13 protein-coding genes are annotated in these 17,091 nt (G+C 73.6%); 6 read left to right on the top strand and 7 right to left on the bottom strand.

Going from position 1 to position 17,091, the window contains the following annotated elements:
- Positions 1-24: 24 nt before the first annotated feature.
- Positions 25-1,248 carry a DUF4032 domain-containing protein gene (locus tag ACGGAQ_RS17965; RefSeq protein WP_393050468.1) on the bottom strand — a complete coding sequence of 408 codons (1,224 nt, stop codon included), beginning with the start codon at positions 1,246-1,248 and terminating at the stop codon, positions 25-27.
- A 90-nt stretch (positions 1,249-1,338) separates the two neighbouring features.
- Here ACGGAQ_RS17965 and ACGGAQ_RS17960 point away from each other — a divergent pair, with 90 nt between their 5' ends.
- Both ACGGAQ_RS17960 and ACGGAQ_RS17955 read left to right on the top strand, forming a co-directional pair.
- Complete coding sequence (locus ACGGAQ_RS17960; RefSeq protein ID WP_393050465.1) at positions 1,339-2,085, top strand: phosphatase PAP2 family protein; 747 nt, start codon at positions 1,339-1,341, stop codon at positions 2,083-2,085.
- 9 nt (positions 2,086-2,094) lie between these two features.
- Positions 2,095-3,333, top strand: a complete 1,239-nt coding sequence (locus ACGGAQ_RS17955) for an APC family permease (RefSeq protein WP_393050462.1) — start codon at positions 2,095-2,097, stop codon at positions 3,331-3,333.
- A 27-nt stretch (positions 3,334-3,360) separates the two neighbouring features.
- On the opposite strand, the gene ACGGAQ_RS17950 is transcribed toward ACGGAQ_RS17955, so the two are convergent.
- The 4 genes from ACGGAQ_RS17950 to ACGGAQ_RS17935 form a co-directional block, all read right to left on the bottom strand.
- Complete coding sequence (locus ACGGAQ_RS17950; RefSeq protein ID WP_393050460.1) at positions 3,361-4,146, bottom strand: ABC transporter permease; 786 nt, start codon at positions 4,144-4,146, stop codon at positions 3,361-3,363.
- On the bottom strand, positions 4,143-5,132 hold the full coding sequence (locus ACGGAQ_RS17945; protein ID WP_393050457.1) for an ATP-binding cassette domain-containing protein: 990 nt from the start codon (positions 5,130-5,132) through the stop codon (positions 4,143-4,145). The genes ACGGAQ_RS17950 and ACGGAQ_RS17945 overlap by 4 nt, the downstream gene beginning before the upstream one ends.
- A gap of 30 nt (positions 5,133-5,162) precedes the next feature.
- Positions 5,163-8,027, bottom strand: a complete 2,865-nt coding sequence (locus tag ACGGAQ_RS17940) for a BTAD domain-containing putative transcriptional regulator (RefSeq protein ID WP_393050454.1) — start codon at positions 8,025-8,027, stop codon at positions 5,163-5,165.
- A gap of 81 nt (positions 8,028-8,108) precedes the next feature.
- Positions 8,109-10,163: an NAD-binding protein gene (locus ACGGAQ_RS17935; RefSeq protein WP_393050451.1), complete on the bottom strand. Its 2,055-nt coding sequence runs from the start codon at positions 10,161-10,163 to the stop codon at positions 8,109-8,111.
- A 95-nt stretch (positions 10,164-10,258) separates the two neighbouring features.
- Here ACGGAQ_RS17935 and ACGGAQ_RS17930 point away from each other — a divergent pair, with 95 nt between their 5' ends.
- The 4 genes from ACGGAQ_RS17930 to ACGGAQ_RS17915 all read left to right on the top strand — a co-directional run bounded on the left by ACGGAQ_RS17930 (position 10,259) and on the right by ACGGAQ_RS17915 (position 14,290).
- Positions 10,259-10,747, top strand: coding sequence for an MSMEG_6728 family protein (locus tag ACGGAQ_RS17930; protein WP_393050448.1), 489 nt, complete (start codon positions 10,259-10,261; stop codon positions 10,745-10,747).
- Positions 10,748-10,772: 25 nt separating this feature from the next.
- Positions 10,773-12,326: an FAD-dependent oxidoreductase gene (locus tag ACGGAQ_RS17925; protein ID WP_393050446.1), complete on the top strand. Its 1,554-nt coding sequence runs from the start codon at positions 10,773-10,775 to the stop codon at positions 12,324-12,326.
- A gap of 66 nt (positions 12,327-12,392) precedes the next feature.
- On the top strand, positions 12,393-13,631 hold the full coding sequence (locus ACGGAQ_RS17920) for a hypothetical protein (RefSeq protein WP_393050443.1): 1,239 nt from the start codon (positions 12,393-12,395) through the stop codon (positions 13,629-13,631).
- A gap of 215 nt (positions 13,632-13,846) precedes the next feature.
- Complete coding sequence (locus tag ACGGAQ_RS17915) at positions 13,847-14,290, top strand: HNH endonuclease (protein ID WP_363939356.1); 444 nt, start codon at positions 13,847-13,849, stop codon at positions 14,288-14,290.
- Between the two features lie 67 nt (positions 14,291-14,357).
- Here the strand turns inward: ACGGAQ_RS17915 and ACGGAQ_RS17910 are convergent, their stop codons facing one another.
- On the bottom strand, positions 14,358-15,959 hold the full coding sequence (locus ACGGAQ_RS17910) for a protein kinase (RefSeq protein WP_393050441.1): 1,602 nt from the start codon (positions 15,957-15,959) through the stop codon (positions 14,358-14,360).
- A gap of 118 nt (positions 15,960-16,077) precedes the next feature.
- Complete coding sequence (locus ACGGAQ_RS17905; RefSeq protein ID WP_393050439.1) at positions 16,078-16,851, bottom strand: enoyl-CoA hydratase/isomerase family protein; 774 nt, start codon at positions 16,849-16,851, stop codon at positions 16,078-16,080.
- Between the last annotated feature and the right edge of the window lie 240 nt (positions 16,852-17,091).

Below are 17,091 nucleotides of genomic sequence, written 5' to 3'. Positions count from 1 at the left end.
GGTCGCCGCCAATCGGAGGCCGGGTCAGCCCAGGGCGGGGACGTCGACGCCGAGCACGGCCTGCTCGTCGGGGCGGTGCACCAGTACGTCGGCCAGGTACGACTGCACGGCGGGTGCCATCCCGACGTCCCGGCCGGCCTGCTCGGAGAGCAGCCACTTGTGCTCGATGATCTGGGCGAACAGCTCCTGCGGCTCCAGCTTGCGGCGCAGGTTCGCGGGCACGGCCCGGACCACCGGCTCGAAGACCTCGGTGAGCCAGCGGTGCGCCGCCTGCTGCTCGTCGGTCAGGTCGCTCTCCGCCCGGTACGCGTCCAGGTCGTTGAGCAGCTTGCGGGCCTGGTTCTCCTCGGCGTCGAGACCGGTCAGCCGCAGCAGCCGCCGGGTGTGGTAGCCGGCGTCGACCACCTTCGGCCGCACCAGGTAGCGCCCGTCGTCGATTGTCGACATGGCGACCTCCGCCACGTCGAAGCCCAGCTCGTTGAGCCGGCGGATGCGGCCCTCGATGTCGTGCCGGGCCTCCCGCTCGACCGCCTGCTCGTAGGTGATCTCGTGCCAGAGCCGCTCGTAGCGCTGCACGACCTCCTCGCAGACCACCTCCGGGTCGATGGACTCGTGCAGCAGGCCGGCGGCCTGCAGGTCCAGCGCCTCACCGAAGATGTTCACCCGGGCAATCTCCAGGTCCTCGCCGCGCTGCCCGTTGGAGAGCGAGGTGTGCAGGGCGCCCGTCTCGGCGTCGACCAGGTAGGCGGCGAAGGCGCCCGCGTCGCGACGGAACAGCGTGTTGGACAGCGAGCAGTCGCCCCAGAAGAAGCCGGTCAGGTGCATCCGCACGATCAGGGCGGCGAGCGCGTCGAGCAGCCGGCTCATCGTCTCCGGGCGCAGGGTGTGCGAGAAGAGCGCCCGGTACGGCAGCGAGAACTGCAGGTGCCGGGTGATCAGCACCGCTTCGAGGGGCTCGCCGTCCTCGGTCTGCCGGTCGGCGACCACCGCCACCGCCTCGACTGACGGGAAGTCGATGCGCTCCAGGGCCCGGAGCAGGTCGTACTCCCGCTCGGCGATCCGCTCGCGGGTCTCCTTGAACGCGTAGACGTAGTCGCCTAGGCGGACAAAGCGGACGATGTGTCGGGAGATGCCCTGGGGCAGGGCCACCAGGTGCTGGGCAGGCCACTCTTCCAGCGGTATCGACCAGGGCAGGTCGAGCAGCGCTGGGTCCACGAGGGCAGACGTGATCCGCACGGGCACAAGCATGACGGGTCGCCCCCCGCATCCGCCTCACATCGTGGCTGGGCCCACAGCGCCAAACATCCCGGGCTCGCATCGGCCCGGTAGCGTGGTCGCGTGCTCAAACCCACGGCGGTACGACGTGACCTGCGGCTACGGCCCGTCCGCCCGGCCGGTTGGTGGTTCGACGCCCTCCTGCTGATCGGATTCGGCGCGTTGACCCTGGCTCTCGCCAACGGCGCGTTCCTCGGTCTGGACCTCGCCGTCCGGGAATGGGCCTACGCCCATCACCCGGCGCCGATCTACTGGACCGCGCGGGCGTTCAACTTTCTCGGGCAGGGCGGCTGGCTGCTGATGCCGATCGCTGGGGCGCTCGGCCTGGCGGTCGCGTGGCGGTCCCGCACGGTCCGGCCGTTGCTGCTGCTGGCGGGGGCATTCGTGCTGCTGTACCTGACGGTCGGGCCGCTCAAGGTCCTCACCGACCGGGCCGCGCCCAGCTCGAAACTGCCGCCGACCGAGTCGGTCCGGATCTTCAACGACCTACCGCCCGCCGAGTACGACCTCTCCTATCCGTCCGGACACGTCGCCAACGCGATCGTCTGGTACGGGGTGATCGCCGTGCTACTGACCGCATTGACGGCCGGGCGCCTGCACCCGACCGTCCACCGGCTGATCCGATTCGCCCCGCCGGCGATCCTCCTGGTCACCACGACATACCTGAACTTCCACTGGCTCACCGACGGCGTGGCGGCGTTGCTGGTCGGGCTCTTCCTGGACCGGCTGCTGCACCGGGTGCCTTGGGACGACATCCCACTCCCCGGCCGGTTACGCGGCTGGGATCGACAGTTCACCTCGTACCCCTAGGGTCGGCTCGTGGATCAACTGGCGCGGCGGCTCGGCGTACCCGATGCGGTGGTCATCGGGTTGGGCTCGATGCTCGGCGCGGGCGTCTTCGTGGTCTTCGGCCCGGCTGCGGCGGCGGCCGGCGGCGCCGGCCTGCTGCCCGCGCTGGTGCTCGCCGGCTTCATCGCCTTCTGCAACGCGACCAGCTCAGCGCGGCTGGCGGCCCGCTACCCGGAATCCGGCGGCACCTACGTCTACGGCCGGGAACGCCTCGGCCCGCTGGCCGGCTTCGTGGCCGGCTGGGGTTTCGTGGTCGGCAAGACGGCGAGCTGCGCGGCGATGGCGTTGACCATCGGGGCGTACCTGTGGCCGGGGCAGGCGCGGCTGGTCGCGGTGCTCGCGGTGCTCGCGGTGACGGGGGTGAACCTGCGCGGCATCGGCAAGACGGCCACCGCCACGAAGGCCCTCGTCGGGCTGGTGCTCGTGGTGCTGACCCTGGTCGCGGTCGTCGGCGTGGCGGGCGGGCCGGTGCACCTGGATCGGCTCGGCGACCCCGGTGGCTCCGCCCGGGGTGTGCTCACCGCCGCCGGGCTGCTGTTCTTCGCCTTCGCCGGCTACGCGCGGATCGCCACGCTCGGCGAGGAGGTCCGCGACCCGCAGCGGACCATCCCCCGCGCGGTGCCGCTGGCACTCGGCGCGGTGCTCGCGATCTACCTGGTGCTGGCCGTGGTCACGCTCGGCGTGCTCGGCGCCGACCGGCTGGCCGATTCGGCAGCGCCCCTGGTCGACGTGGTGACTGCCGCCGGACTGCCCGGCCTGGCCTGGGCGGTCCGCGCCGGGGCCACCATCGCCGTCGTCGGGGTGCTGCTTTCCCTCGTCGCCGGAGTCGGTCGGACCACCCTCGCGATGGCCCGCCGCCGCGACCTTCCCGGCGCGCTTGCCGCCGTGCACCCGGTGCACCAGGTGCCGCACCGCGCCGAGCTGGCCGTCGCCGCCGTGGTGATCGTGGTGGTGCTGCTCGGTGACGTCCGGGGCGCGATCGGCTTCTCCAGCTGCACGGTGCTCGTCTATTACGCGATCACCAACGCGGCGGCGCTCACGCTGGGCCGGGATCGGGAGCGGACGCTACCGGTGCAGGTGCTCGCCGGCCTGGGGTTGGTCGGTTGCCTGCTGCTCGCGGTCAACCTGCCGCTCAGCAGCGTCCTCACCGGGTTCGGCGTGCTCGCCGCGGGCGTCGTCGGGTACGCGTTCCGCCTCGCGCGCCGGTGACCCGGAGAGGCCACCGGCGCGTGGGTTTCAGCGGCTGAGCCGCTGGTAGCGGCGCACGGCCAGCGGGGCGAACGTCGCGATCAGCAGCACCGGCCACAGCACCGCCAACAGCATCGCGTGCTCCGCCGGCCAGGAGTCGCTACCCAGGCCCGGGTTGCCGAACAGTTCGCGGATCGCCGCGACGGTGGCCGACAGCGGGTTCCACTCCGAGATCGTCCCGATGAACGACGGCATCAGCTCGGGCGACACGAAGACGTTGGAGATCGCGGTGAACGGGAACGCCGCCGGAAAGACGATCACACCGACCGTTTCCGGGTTGCGGACCAGCAGCGCCAGGTAGATCCCGACCCAGGTGATGGCGATTCGCAGCAGCAGCAGGAGCCCGACGGCGAGCAGCGCCTTGCCGACACCCTGTCGCCACTGCCACCCGACGAGCAGGCCACAGACCAACAGGGTGGACATCTCCAGCAGGGCCCGCAGCAGGTCGGCGGCGCTGCGACCGGTCATCAGGGCGGACCGTGCCATCGGCATCGACCGGAACCGGTCGACCACGCCCCGACTGAGGTCCAGCGCCACGCCGGTCGCGGTGGCCCCCAGCCCGTACAGCATCGTCATCACGAAGACACCGGGCAGCAGGAACTCGCGGTAGTTGCCGCCGCCGGCCACCTGCATGCCACTGCCGAACACGTACCCGAAGACCAGCACGAACATGATGGGCAGCGAGAAGTAGAGGATCAACTCTTCCGGCGCGCGGACCACGTGGAGCATGTTCCGCCTGGTCATCGTCCAGCTGTCGGCCACCGTCGCCGTCATGCCACGTCCGCCTTTCGTCCGGCCCCGACGGGCTCGCGGGTCTCGTCCGGCCGGTGCCCGGTCAGGTGCAGGAACGCCTCGTCCAACGTCGCGCGCCGCAGGCCGACGTCCTCGACCGCGATCCCGGCGTCTTTCAGGGCACGCACCACGTCGACCAGTGCCGACACGCGGTCGACCACCGGGACGCTGAGTCGCCGCACCTCCGGGTCGAGTTCCGGCTCCGCGCCGCAGATCGGCGCGACGATGCGGGCGGCTCGGGTCACCTCGGCGGCGTCGCGCAGCACCACCTCGATCCGGTCACCACCGGTCATCGACTTCAGCTCGTCCGGTGAGCCCTCGGCCACCACCCGGCCGGCGTCGATCACCGAGATCCGGTTGGCGAGCTGATCGGCCTCCTCCAGGTACTGCGTGGTGAGCAGCACCGTGGTTCCGTCCGCGACGAGACCACGGACGAGGTCCCACACCTGGTTGCGACTGCGCGGGTCCAGCCCGGTCGTCGGCTCGTCGAGGAAGAGCACCCGTGGCGTACGGATCAGGCTGGCGGCGAGGTCCAGCCGGCGGCGCATCCCGCCCGAATACTCACCGGCGGACCGGTTCGCCGCCTCGTCGAGCCCGAACCGCTCCAGCAGCTCGTCGGCGCGTCGACGGGCCTCCCGTCGACCGAGCCGGAACAGCCGGCCGAACAACTCCAGGTTCTGCCGGCCGCTGAGGATCTCGTCGACCGCGGCGTACTGCCCGGTCAGCCCGATCCGGGCCCGCACCTCCTCCGGCTGACGCCGCACGTCGTACCCGGCCACGGTGGCTCGTCCCGTGTCGAAGCGCAGCAGCGTGGTGAGGATCCGTACGGCAGTCGTCTTGCCCGCGCCGTTCGGCCCCAGCAGTCCGTGGACCGTGCCGCTCGGCACGGTCAGGTCGAACGTGTCGAGCGCGCGGGTCGGGCCGTACCGCTTGCCCAGACCCTCGGCGACCACTTCGAATGTCGTCATGCCCCCACGGTGCGGTCGGCCGCTGACAGATCACGCACCGTCCGCTGACGGCCGGGCACCGGCCTTCTCCGCCTCGGTGATCTCCTCGAGGGCAAGGATGATCTCCGCACGGGCGGTCTCGCCGACGTACCAGCCGGTGAGCCCGCCGGCCAACGCCTCCTCGCAGAGTCGCCGCGCCTCGGCCAGGTCACCGCGCAGTCGGGCCACCTGGGCGAGGCCGAGGCGGGCGCTGGCCACGAACTCGGGCGCGCCGCTGCGTTGCGCGAGGAGCAGCGCGCCAGCGAAGTCGTCGTACGCCGCTGCGAGGTTACCGACGCGCAGCCTGATCTCGCCCCGGGTACGCAGCATGTCGGCCTGGTCGACTGCCGATCCGAGCGCCGCGACCAGGTCCATGGCCTGATCCATGTGGGCACCCGCCGTCTCCGGATCGCCCTGCCAGGCGGCGAGCTCACCGAGCGCGCCGTGAGTGATCATGGTGCCCCACCGGTCCCCGGTGCTCCGGAAGCCGTCGAGCCCGGTGGTCAGCGCGGCCCGCGCCCGGTCCCACTGGCCACTCCACATCAGCGCTGAGCCGCTGCCCATCGCGCCGAGCGCGTTGATCCAGACGTCCGCGCCGACCAGCAGTCGCAGCTCCGCCATCAGCTCGTCGACATGCTCGGCGCCGCCCGCCGGCGGTCCGGTCGAGATCCCCGACAGATACAGCAGGAACGGCTGTCGGGGCGGCCGGTCGAGGCTGCGGATCACGGACCACTGCGTCCCGACGGACGGCAGGTGGCCGGAGCCAGCGAGCGAAGCGTTGTAGACGCAGAGGGCGAACTCCTCGCGCAGCCCCGGCGGCGCTTCGGTGCCGAGCAGGTCGAGGACCTCGGCGGCCAGCCGCGCCCCTTCCCCGCGCATGCCGCGCAGCCACCAGTAGAACGACAGGGCCGCGACCAGCCCGGCCGCGTCGGACGCGTCACCGGCCGCGGTGGCCCGGCGCAGCGCCGCGTGCAGGTTGTCCCGCTCCGCGTCGAGCCGTCGCAGCCAGTGCAGCTGTTCCGCACGCCGGAGGTGGTCGCTGGCGGTCCAGGCGAACTCCAGGAAGTACGCGGTGTGCGCGCGACGCAGCCGGTCGGCCTCGCCGGCCTCGGCGAGGCGTTCGGCGCAGAACACCCGGACCGTCTCGAGCATCCGGTATCGGTCACCGGCCATCTCCACGAAGGACTTGTCGACCAGGCCGGTGAGCGCGTCGACGAATTCGGCGCTGGACAAGCCGGAGACCCGGCCGGCCGCCTCCAGCGTGGCGCCACCGGCGAAGACGGTCAGCCGTCGAGCCAGTCGCCGTTCGGCGTCGTCGAGCAGATCCCAGCTCCACTCGACCACGGCTCGCAGCGTGCGGTGTCGCGGCGACGTGGCCCGGCTACCGGTGGACAACAACCGGAACCGATCGTCGAGACGGGCGGCCACCTCGGCGACGGACAGCGCCCGCAGCCGCGCGGCGGCCAACTCGATCGCCAACGGCAGGCCGTCGAGGCCACGGCAGATCCGCAGCACCGTCTCGACGTTGGCCGGCGTGACGGTGAAGTCGGGCGCGACGTCGGCGGCCCGCTGGGCGAAGAGGCGGACCGCCGCGTAGTCGTCGGCGTCCATCGCCGACACGCCGAGTGGCGGCAGGGTGAGCCCGGTCAGCGGGCACAGCGCCTCACCGGGCAACCCGAGCGGCTCGCGACTCGTGGCCAGGACGCGCAACGCCGGGCACGCGCTGAGCAGCCGGGCGGCCAGCCGGGCCGCGTCGGCGATGACGTGCTCGCAGTTGTCGAGCACGAGCAACAGTCGCCGCTCGGCGAGCGCCTCGACCAGTCGATCGGTGGTCTGCCGGTTCGGCTCGGCCGTGGCGCGCAGGCCCGCGTCGCGCAGACCCAGCGCGCTCAGCACCGCCTGCGGTACGTCCGAACCGTCGGCCAACCCGGCCAGCTCGACGAAACGGACCTCCCCGTCCAGCCGGCCCGCGGCCTCGATCGCCAGGCGGGTCTTGCCCGCGCCCCCAGGGCCGGTGACGGTGACCAGCCGGCGCTCGCCCAGCAACTCACCGACGCGTTTCAGCTCCTCCTGTCGCCCCACGAACGTGGTGAGCTGGCTCGGCAGCGCCGGCTCGGCCGGCCCCCGCCCGGCCGGGTGTTCGTCGCCGCGCAGCACCGCCAGGTGAACGGCGGCCAGCTCCGCCGACGGGTCGACGCCGAGCTGCTCGGCCAGCGTGTGCCGGGCGTCCTCGAACTCGGCCAACGCCTCCGCCGGCCGACCCGAGGCGGCCAGGGCACGCATCAGCTGGCCGCGCGACCGCTCCCGCAACGGGTGCGCGACGACCAGTGCCCGTAGCTCCGCGACCAGCGCGGCGTGCCCGCCCAACGCCAGGTCCGCCTCGACCCGATCCTCGATGGCGGTCAGCCGCAGTTCGTCCAGCCGGGCCGCCTGGGCGGACGCGCCGGCTGCGCCGACCACGTCGACCAGGGCCGGGCCACGCCACAGCTCCAGCGCCTCGCGCAACACAGTCGCCGCGCGGGGCGAGTCGCCGTCGGCGAGCGCGCGCCGCCCCGCCTCGGCGAGCCGTTCGAACCGGTACGCGTCGACGTCGTCGGGATTTACGGCGAGGCGGTAACCGGCCTGGTGGAACTCGACCGGGTCGTGCTCGGCGGGCAGGGCCTGACGCAGCCGCGACACCTGGGACTGGAGCGCGTTGGCCGCACCCCGGGGCGGGTGCTCGCCGTACAGGCCGTCGATCAACCGCTCGGCGGAGACCACCCGGCCCGCGTCGAGCAGCAGGAGCGCCAGCAGCACGCGCAGCCGCGGACCGCCCACGGGGACCTCTCGCCCGTCGGCCAGCACCACCTGGGTCGGCCCCAGGATGCGGAAACGCATGGCTGGATTGTCGCTCAGTGCGGGCCGGTTCCTGCTCACCGATCCGACCGGTCGAGGGTTGCGGACCACGTCGTCGGAGGGTCAGCCGGAGCGTGCCGCGCTCGCGTCCGGCTCGTCCCGCACGCCGTCGTCGTTCGGCTCCGCCGGCCGCTGCCCGAGGCCGGCGCCCTGCGGCGACGGCACGACGGTGACGGCGGGCGGCCGGGGAGGCGAGACCGGGTGAGCCGCGTCGGAGGCCGACGGAGTGGACCCCTGATCGGTCGGCGGGACCTGCTCGCCGGGGACGGACGGCGGGCCGGCGGACCGGACGGCGCCGGGTGCGGCCGGCACGGGTCGGGGCACCGCGCCGGGGTGGCCGTGCGGCATGGCCACCTTCCCCGGGGCGGGCGGGGCGCACTGCCGCGTCAGCCAGTCCAGCCCGCGCCGCCGGGCGACCACGGTCAGCCGGTCACCCGCGAAGATCACCTGCCGGGGGTCGAGGTCCTTCCACCAGATCGTCTTGGCACCGCCCGCCGGGGTGCGGGCGATCAGCCTTACCTGCCCGTCCCGGTTGACCATGTCCAGCGGGCGGCCGTCCAACTCGGAGCCGGCGGCGACCGGCACCTCGGCGACCGGCAGCGCGTGCCGGTCGACCGGAATGGTGCTGATCACCGCTCGCTCGGTCAGCGCCCCGATGAAGGCCGGGGCGGCCAGGTAGGAGACCGACCGGGACACCCCGAGCGCGAAGGTCTCCTCCACCCGCTCGGCGAAGTCACCGTCGAAGAGCCGGAGCACCACCCGCAGGTCGTTACGCAGATCGCGGGCGGCGAGCGCCGCCTCCAGGTTGGCCACGTCGTCGGTGGACGCCACCACCAGCGCCTGGCAGTCGGCCACCGACGCGGCGGCCAGGGTCTCCGGCAGAGCGGCGTCGCCGACGACCAGCGGCACCTCCAACTGGCGGGCCAGGGTCGCGCCACGTGGCTCGGGATCCTTGTCGATCGCCACCACCTCGACGTCGTACTCGCGCAACTGCGCCATCACCCGGGTGCCCACGTTGCCCAGGCCGATCACCACCACGTGCCCGGCCCGGGCGGGTTGCAACCGGCCGGTGTGCAGGGCCAGCCGGGCGTTGACGATGCCGTCCACCACGACGGCGGTGATCAGCGGGATCAGCGCCAACCCGGCCAGGTTGAGCACCACCTGCATGATCTGCGCGTCCGCCGCCTTGGTGGTGTCCGGGTCGGCACCGCTGAGCGTGGTGACAAGCGTCAGGTACAGCGCCTCCAACGGGGAGACGTCCTCGGCGCGGGAGATCAGCGCCCCCAGCACCGCGATCAGTGCAAGCACCAGCATCACCGCGATGCCGATCTTGCGGGTGGCGAAGCCGCGTACCGCGCCCATCACCACGGCGACCGGGCGACGCCGCCGACGGGCCCGGACCAGCCGACGGGCGGCGACCTCGGTGCCCGGTGGCTGACCGGTCGCCTCGGCGAGCACCAGGTCGGCGCCGGCCTGCTCGGCCGGCAGCAGCTCCACCCCCTGCGCCTCGGTGAAGTGCGCCAACGCGCACACCACGTCCTGCGTTCGGACGTCGGCCCGCCGGGCCACCCGCAGCGTCTTGTCCCGATGTTGGAACGAGCTGGGGTCGACCTCGTTGAGTGCCGCGGCCACGAAGGCCGGCGCGGCCATCTCGGCGTCGGAGAGCACCTCGACCGGTGCCTTGAGCAGCTTGCGGACGCCGTCGGCGAGGGTGCCGTTGAACATCCGCAGCACCTGACGGACCCGCTGGTCGACGGCCTGGGCGCAGAGCGCGGCGTGCAGGTTGCCCACGTCGTCCTGGTGCAGCAGGGCCAGCCCGGTCGCCCCGGCCAGGCCGGCGGCCGCGAAGGTGGCCACGTCCAGCCGGTCCGAGCGGACCACCCGGAGCCCACGCAGCCCGGCCACGTCCGGGCCGTTGCTGCGGTAGCGCTCCGGCACCACCACTGTCACCCGGGCACCACCGGCCGGCAGCTCGGATTCGAGCATCGCCCGCGCCACGTAGTAGGCGAGCGCGTCCTTTCCGCAGATCACGTAGTGCGGACGTGGATCACCGGCGGACCGCAGCCGCCAGTTCCATTCGACCGCCCGTCGCGCCCGGTCCCGCCACGGCTCCGCCATGCCCGGATCGTAATCAGCACGGCCACGGTGGGCGACCCCGTCCGGATCATCCCAGCACCAGGCATGCCCGCCCCGGCGACGGGTAGAGCAGCGAGATGCAGACGTTCCTCCCGTACCCGGGCTTTCTGGCCAGCGCCCGCACGCTGGACCAGAAGCGGCTGGGCAAGCAACGGGTGGAGGCCATCCAGGTGCTCCGCGGCCTGACCCGACCCGGGTACGGGTGGCGCAACCATCCGGCGGTGAAGATGTGGGCCGGGTACGAGGAGGCGCTCGTCCGCTACGGGTTGGACATGTGCGCGGTCTGGACCGAGCCGGGGCGGGCCGACACCTGCGCCACCACGATGACCGTCGACCTCGCCGCCGCCTGCGGGGCCGGCGTCGTACGCACCCAGGACGAGCTGGCCGAGGCCGGTGAGCTGCCGCCCTGGCTGGGCCGCGACGACCTGCACCTGAGCCACCGCTCGTCGCTGCTGCGCAAGGACCCGGCGCACTACCGCCCCCTGTTCGGTGACGACGTGCCGGAGGATCTGGAGTACGTCTGGCCCGCCTCCGACCGCCCGCACCGCTGCTTACCAGGCCCTTGAGCCAGAGGTGGGGCAGACTGGCCGCATGGCGCTGTCGCAAGTGGTAGGTCGGCTGATCGGCGTACGGCAGCACCAGGTGGACCCGGGCGGCGGTGGCGCCGACCGCGTGCCTCGACCGACCACGGCGCTGGTGGTGGGTGGCGGCATCGCCGGCATGTCGGCGGCGGTGGTGCTGGCCGAACGGGGTGTGACGGTCACGGTGCTGGAGGCGGCACCCACGCTCGGCGGTCGACTGGGCGCCTGGCCGGAGGCGCTCGCCGACGGCAGCCAGCAGAACGAGCACGGCTTCCACGCGTTCTTCCGGCAGTACTACAACTGGCGTTCCATCCTCCGCCGGATCGACAGTGACCTGGGCTTCCTCAAGCCCATTCCCGGCTACCCGATCCTCAGCGCGCAGTGGCCGACCGAGGAGTTCGGCAGGCTGCCACCCGCGCCGCCGGCGAACCTCCTGGCGCTGCTGCTGCGCAGTCCCAGCCTGCGCCTCGCCGACCTGCGCTCGATGGACCGGGACGCGGCGTTGCCGCTGCTCACCTACGACCCGGTCCGCACCTACGCCGAGTTGGACGACACCACCGCCGACGAGCTGCTGGCCTCGCTGCGACTGCCGGACCGGGCGCGGGCGATGCTGTTCGAGGTCTTCTCGCACTCGTTCTTCAACCACGAGGCGGAGATGTCGGCGGCCGAGATGGTCGCCCAGTTCCACTTCTATCTGCTCGGCAATCCGGAGGGGCTGGCCTTCGACTGCCCCGACGAGGACTATGCGACGGCGATCTGGCAGCCGCTGACGAGGCACGTGGAGAAGCACGGCGGTCGGGTGCTCACCGCGTCCGGCGCCACGGGGGTGCACCGCGACGGCGAGGGTTGGCGGGTGACGACCACCGACGGCGGCAGCCACCCGGCGGCCCATGTGGTGCTCGCGGTGGATCCGCCGGCCCTGGCCACGCTGGTGGCGGCCTCCCCCGACCTGGTCGGGCGGGCACCGGAGCTGGCAGCGCGGATGCCCCGCTTCGGCACGCCCGGCCCGCCGTACGCGGTGGCGCGGTACTGGTGCGACGGGGACGTGGCGGCCGACCGGGCCGTGTTCAGCGGGGTGTCGCGGCAGCCCACACTGGACTCGGTGACGCTCTACCACCGGCTGGAGAACGAGTCGCGCCGCTGGGCACGGCAGACCGGCGGTTCGGTCGTCGAGCTGCACGCGTACGCCTGTGAGCCCGATGTGCCGGCCGAGGAGTTGGCCGAGCGGATGCGCCGCGAGCTGGTGGCGCTCTGGCCGGAGGCGGCTGACCTGCGGGTCCGGGAGCTGCGCGCCCGGGTGGAGGCGGAGGCGCCGGCGTTCACGCCGGGCAGCCACGCCTGGCGTCCGGGGGTGCGCACCGAGGCGCCGGGCGTCTACCTGGCCGGCGACGGGATCGCCACGGACTTCCCGAGCGCCCTGATGGAACGCTCCGCGGCCACCGGGATCATCGCGGCGAACCACATCCTGCGCGCGGAGGGCGCCGCGGCCGAGCCGGTGCGCTCGATCCGGCCGCGGGGCCTGCTGGCCGGGCGGGCCACCCCAAAGCGACAAAAAGCAACATAAGCGACGGTACGCTGCCGTACGCTCGAATGATCATCTGTCGATCGGCCGGGCGGGAGGGCAGCGGCGATGTCACCACTGCACCGCGTCGGTGCCCAGAGCGTTCCGCTGACCGAGGAGACCGGCCGGGACGACGCGTACCCGCTGCTGCGCGACGAGCGCGCCTGCGTCGTCACCGCGCTGCGGCTGGGCTGGTGGATGGCGGACGCGTACCACCACGGGCAGCACGCCGAACCCGGTCCGACCGTCCCGGCCCACCCACCTGCCAAGCTCTCCAACCTGACCGAGATGTCGCTCCCGCGCCGGATGCGGATGTACCTCGACGGCGTGGACGTCGCGCTGGCTCAGATCTCGGCGCTCACCCGGCACACCGGGCCGCTACCGGACACGTCCGCCGCCCGGACCCGGCTGCCCGACCTGGACCGGTTGCCCGACCTGGAAGAGCCTGATACCGCCGACACCGAACCGCTGCTGCTCGCCCTCGACGACCTCAACGTGGACGTGCTGCGCTGGGCGATGGCCACGAACCTCCGGGTCGGGCTCGCCTACCGGCTGGGCCGGTCCCTGGCCGACACGGTCCGGCCCGGCGACGCCGCCCAACTGCTGCGGCGCTTCGACGGCCGGCAGATCCAGCTCAGCCGGTGGCTGGACGAGCTGGCCAGCGTGCTGCCGCCGTACTCGGCCGCGGTGGTACGCCGCTCGCTGGCCGCCTGGGCGGTCGCGGTGGAACGGGCCGGCCGGGGCGATCCGGCCGAACCCGAGCCGGCCGAGCTGAGCCGCGAACTGCGCAACCAGGGTGACCTGTGGCGCGGCGTGCTCACCGGCGGCCTGCATCCGCGCGACCTGCTCGACGAGGAGGACTACGCGGTGGTCGCCCGGAACCTGATCATCCGGGACCGACGGCTGGTGGCCCAGGCCGCCCGGGGCATCTTCTGGCCGGTGCTGGTGCCTCTGCTGGTGGTGCTCTTCGCGGTGGTCGGGGTGAGCGCCGCCGCCGCGGCCGGTTCACCGACCACGCGGGCCACCGTCGCCCTGCTCGGTCTGGGCGCCGGGCTGGCCGCCATCTGGCGTTCCGTCTCCGGCCCCGCGCTGGCTGTCGCGGGCGAGGTCAACCGGCCGCTGCTGGACAGCGAACTCACCGCACGGATGGCCCTGCGGTTGGACCGGCCACTGGCCAACGCCCGTCGCGCAGCGGGGGTCGCTCCCCCGACCCGGCGCGCTCCCCGGACCCGGCGTCAGGGTCGTCCCACGGAGCCGGGCAGCCCATCGAAATACGTTGCCCCACTCTCCCGTGCCGACCTACCGTGATCGCGCAAGGTCAACCACCGCCGCGGGAGCCGATCATGACGATGTCGCACGTCACCACCGTGCCGTCGTCGACGCTGCCCGGCGACGGTTGGCGAGCGGAACGCCCCCGGGCGGGCCGGCCCGACTGACGCGTACCCGTACGCGCCGAGCCGCCCCGTCCGAACGCCGGACCGGGCGGCTCTTCGCTGTCCGTCACCTGCTGGAAAGGAGTCCCGGTGGACGCCGTCCTCGTCATCAACGCCGACCTCGGCCCGTTGCACCGGGTCACCGTTCAGCACGCCGTCCGGATGCTCTGCCGTCGGGTTGCCGAGATCCATGAGGCCGAGCCGGACCAGGTGATCGGCGTCTTCCCGCTGCCCCGGGTGGTGCGGCTGGTCCGCTACGTGGTCACCCGGTGGCGGTTCAGCTCCGGGCCGGCCTGGTCCCGGGCCGGGGTGCTGCGCCGCGACGAGCACTGCTGCGCGTACTGCGGTGGGGCGGCATCGACCATCGACCACATCCTGCCGCGCTCGCGGGGCGGCCGGAACACCTGGCGAAACACCACCGCCGCCTGCTACGGCTGCAACCAGCGCAAGGGCGACCGCACCCCGGCGGAGGCGGGCATGCCGCTGCGCCGGGAGCCGGTGAACCCGGGCTGGGCGTCGCTGGCCGGGCGGTGACCGACCGGCCGGCGGGAACGGGGGGCCGCGTCGGGGTACGCCCCGGCGCGGCACCCGCCGGCCCCGGTCAGAGGCCGCGTTCCTTGACCTTCGGCTTCGGGCGGCCGCTCGCGCAGTGCGCACGGATCTCGCTGCTGTGCTCAGCCGAGGTCAGCTCGACCTGGACCTGCTTCGCCGGGCCGGGGTCGTAGGGCGCCGCCCGAAAGCCCGACGCGGGCGTCACCGTGAGCAGTTCGGCCGATCCCCCGACGCAGCGCACGACGACCGTCCCGCCTTGGGCGCGCACCGTGACCTCCGGGGAGTTGGTGGGCGTGGGCGCCCCCGTCGGCACGCCCGTCGGAGCGCCCGTCGGCACGGTGGAGGGCGGGGCCGCGGTCGTGCCCGGGTCGGGTGGAGGGCCGGTCCGGGAAGCGGCCGATGTGCCACGGGCCGACGGGTCGACGGGTGGGCGCACAGTGGACGGTTCCGGCTGCGCGACGTCCTGCGGCAACCCCACCGATGTGGTGTGACCAGTCCCGACGCCGGTCCCCGGGGTGGTCCCGTCGTGCCGCCGCGTGCTGTAGTCGCCCAGCGACCCGGCCACCGCAACCGCCGCGACCACCGCGCCGCCGACCGCCAGCGCCACCCGCTGCCGACGCCAGGACCGTCGCCGCGGCGTGCCGGAAGCAGCCCCGTCCGGGCCGTCGGTCGCCCGGGCCGACGCGTCGCCCCCCACCTCCGCGTCCGCACCCTCCGCAGCCTCACCCGCGGCCTGAATTGCCCCGGCCGCACCAGCCCTGGCCGGGCGGGCAGCGGGCGTGCCGGCGGCGACAGCCCTGTCGGCGGCGGTCGACCCGGTAGCGGCGGTTCCATCGGCCAGCCCGGAGACGACCGTGAGCAGGATGCGAGCCACCTCGGTCGCCGGGGGCCGGTCGTCGGGGTCGCGGGCCAGACACCAGTGGTAGAGCCGGTGGACCTCCGCGGGCACCCGGGCGATCTCGGGTAGCGGGTCCGGTTCGACGTGCACGTGGGCGCGGAGCATCCCGGTCTGCGTCTCGGCGGCCCACGGCAGCCGACCGGTGAGCGTCCGGTGCAGGAGCAGGCCGAGCGCGTACACGTCGGAGGCCGGCAGGACCTCGCCGGCCGCCAGTCGCTCCGGGGCGAGGTATGCGGGCGTGCCGAGCAGCCGGCCGTCGAAGTCGATCTCGGAGTCGCCGGCCGCCGCCGCGATACCGAAGTCGAGCACCTTCGCGCCGGTCGGGGTGAGCATCACGTTGCCCGGCTTCACGTCCCGGTGCACCAGGCCCTGGGCGTGCGCCGCCGCGATGGCCGAGGCCACCTCGGCGCAGACCCGCAGCGCGGCGCGGGGTGGCAGCGGCCCGACGGCCAGCCGTCGTTCGAGAGTGTCGCCGTTGAGCAGTTCCAGCACCACGAACGGCACCTGGACACCGTCGAGAGGCGATTCGCCGAAGTCGTAGACGTTTGTGACGTGCGGGTGCGACAACCGGGCCGCCGCCTTGGCCTCGGCCCGGATCCGCTGCCGAGCGTTGGGGTCCGAGGCGACGAGCACCTTTACCGCCACGTCCCGTTCGAGCACCTCGTCGTACGCCCGGTACACCGCCGACATGCCGCCGCTGCCGAGACGCTCCAGGAGCCGGTAGCGGCCCGCAAGCAACTGATCACGCTGCACGACGGACAGCCTGCCGTACGACCCGGACCCGGCACCACCCGGGATCGAGGTTTTGCAATGCATGGAACCGCGGTGGCGGTTACTGTCCGGTCAGTCCGGGTCGGTGCGCAGGACCTCCTCAGCCGTCGGTCGGCGCTCGCCAGGCGAAGCGGGGTGCCCGGCGCTCCGCCATGGCCGCCACGCCCTCCCGAGCCTCGCCGCTGTCCGCGACCTTCCGGTGCCACCAGGCGATCCGCGCCGGTCCGGCCCGGTCGTCGACGATCTCCTTGGCGGCGGCGACGCTCAGCGGCGACCGCTGGGCGATCGTGGCGGTGAGGTCGTCCACCCGTGCGGCGAGCTGGTCGCCCGGCAGCACCTCGTCGACGAGGCCGATCCGCAGGGCGCGGTCGGCGTCGATCAGCTCGGCGGTGAACAGCAGGTGCTTCGCCGCCGACGGGCCGACCAACCGGGCCAGCCGCCGCGTCGTCGGCGCCGGGTAGACCAGCCCGAGCCGCGCCGGGGGTACGCCGAAGCGGGCGTCATCCGAGGCGATCCGCAGGTCGCAGGCGACCGCGAGCTGCGCGCCTCCGCCGACGCAGGCACCCCGGATCGCCGCGATCGTCGGCTTGGCGAAGCCGGCCAGCCGCTCCTCGGCGGCCACCGCGATGCTGGTGTCGCCGGCGTCCAGCAGCTCGGCCAGGTCGCCGAGGTCGGCGCCGGCGCAGAAGGCGTCGCCCGCGCCGGTGAGCACCAGGGCCCGTACGTCGGGGTCGGGCTCCAGCCGGTCGAGCAGCTCGGGGAGTTGCCGCCACATGGCAGCCGTCATCGCGTTGCGGCGGGCCGGGTTGTGGATCACCACGGTCGCCACCGGCCCGGTCACCGCGACTGTCAGTTCCGCGTCCGACACGTTCACCCCGAATCCCACGCTGAAGCGAATCTTGGACAGTTTCCGTCAGGAGCTGACGGTAACTGTCCAAGATTGCCAGACCCGGGGGGGGCCGCGGCGGGGGGGGGGGGGGGGGGGGGGGGGGGGGGCGGCGGGGGGGGCGGGGGGGGGGGGGGGGGGGGGGGGGGGGGGCGGGGGCCGGCGGCCGGGGGGGGGGGCCGGCGGGGGACCCGGACGAGGCGGACTGCGAACAGCGGCCGCCCCCGG

Origin of the sequence: Micromonospora sp. NPDC047557, assembly GCF_043205095.1 — a bacterium.
In the GTDB taxonomy this organism is placed as follows: Bacteria; Actinomycetota; Actinomycetes; order Mycobacteriales; family Micromonosporaceae; genus Micromonospora.
Note: the sequence above shows the minus strand (reverse complement) of the source record. Positions and strands in the feature narration are given on the sequence as shown.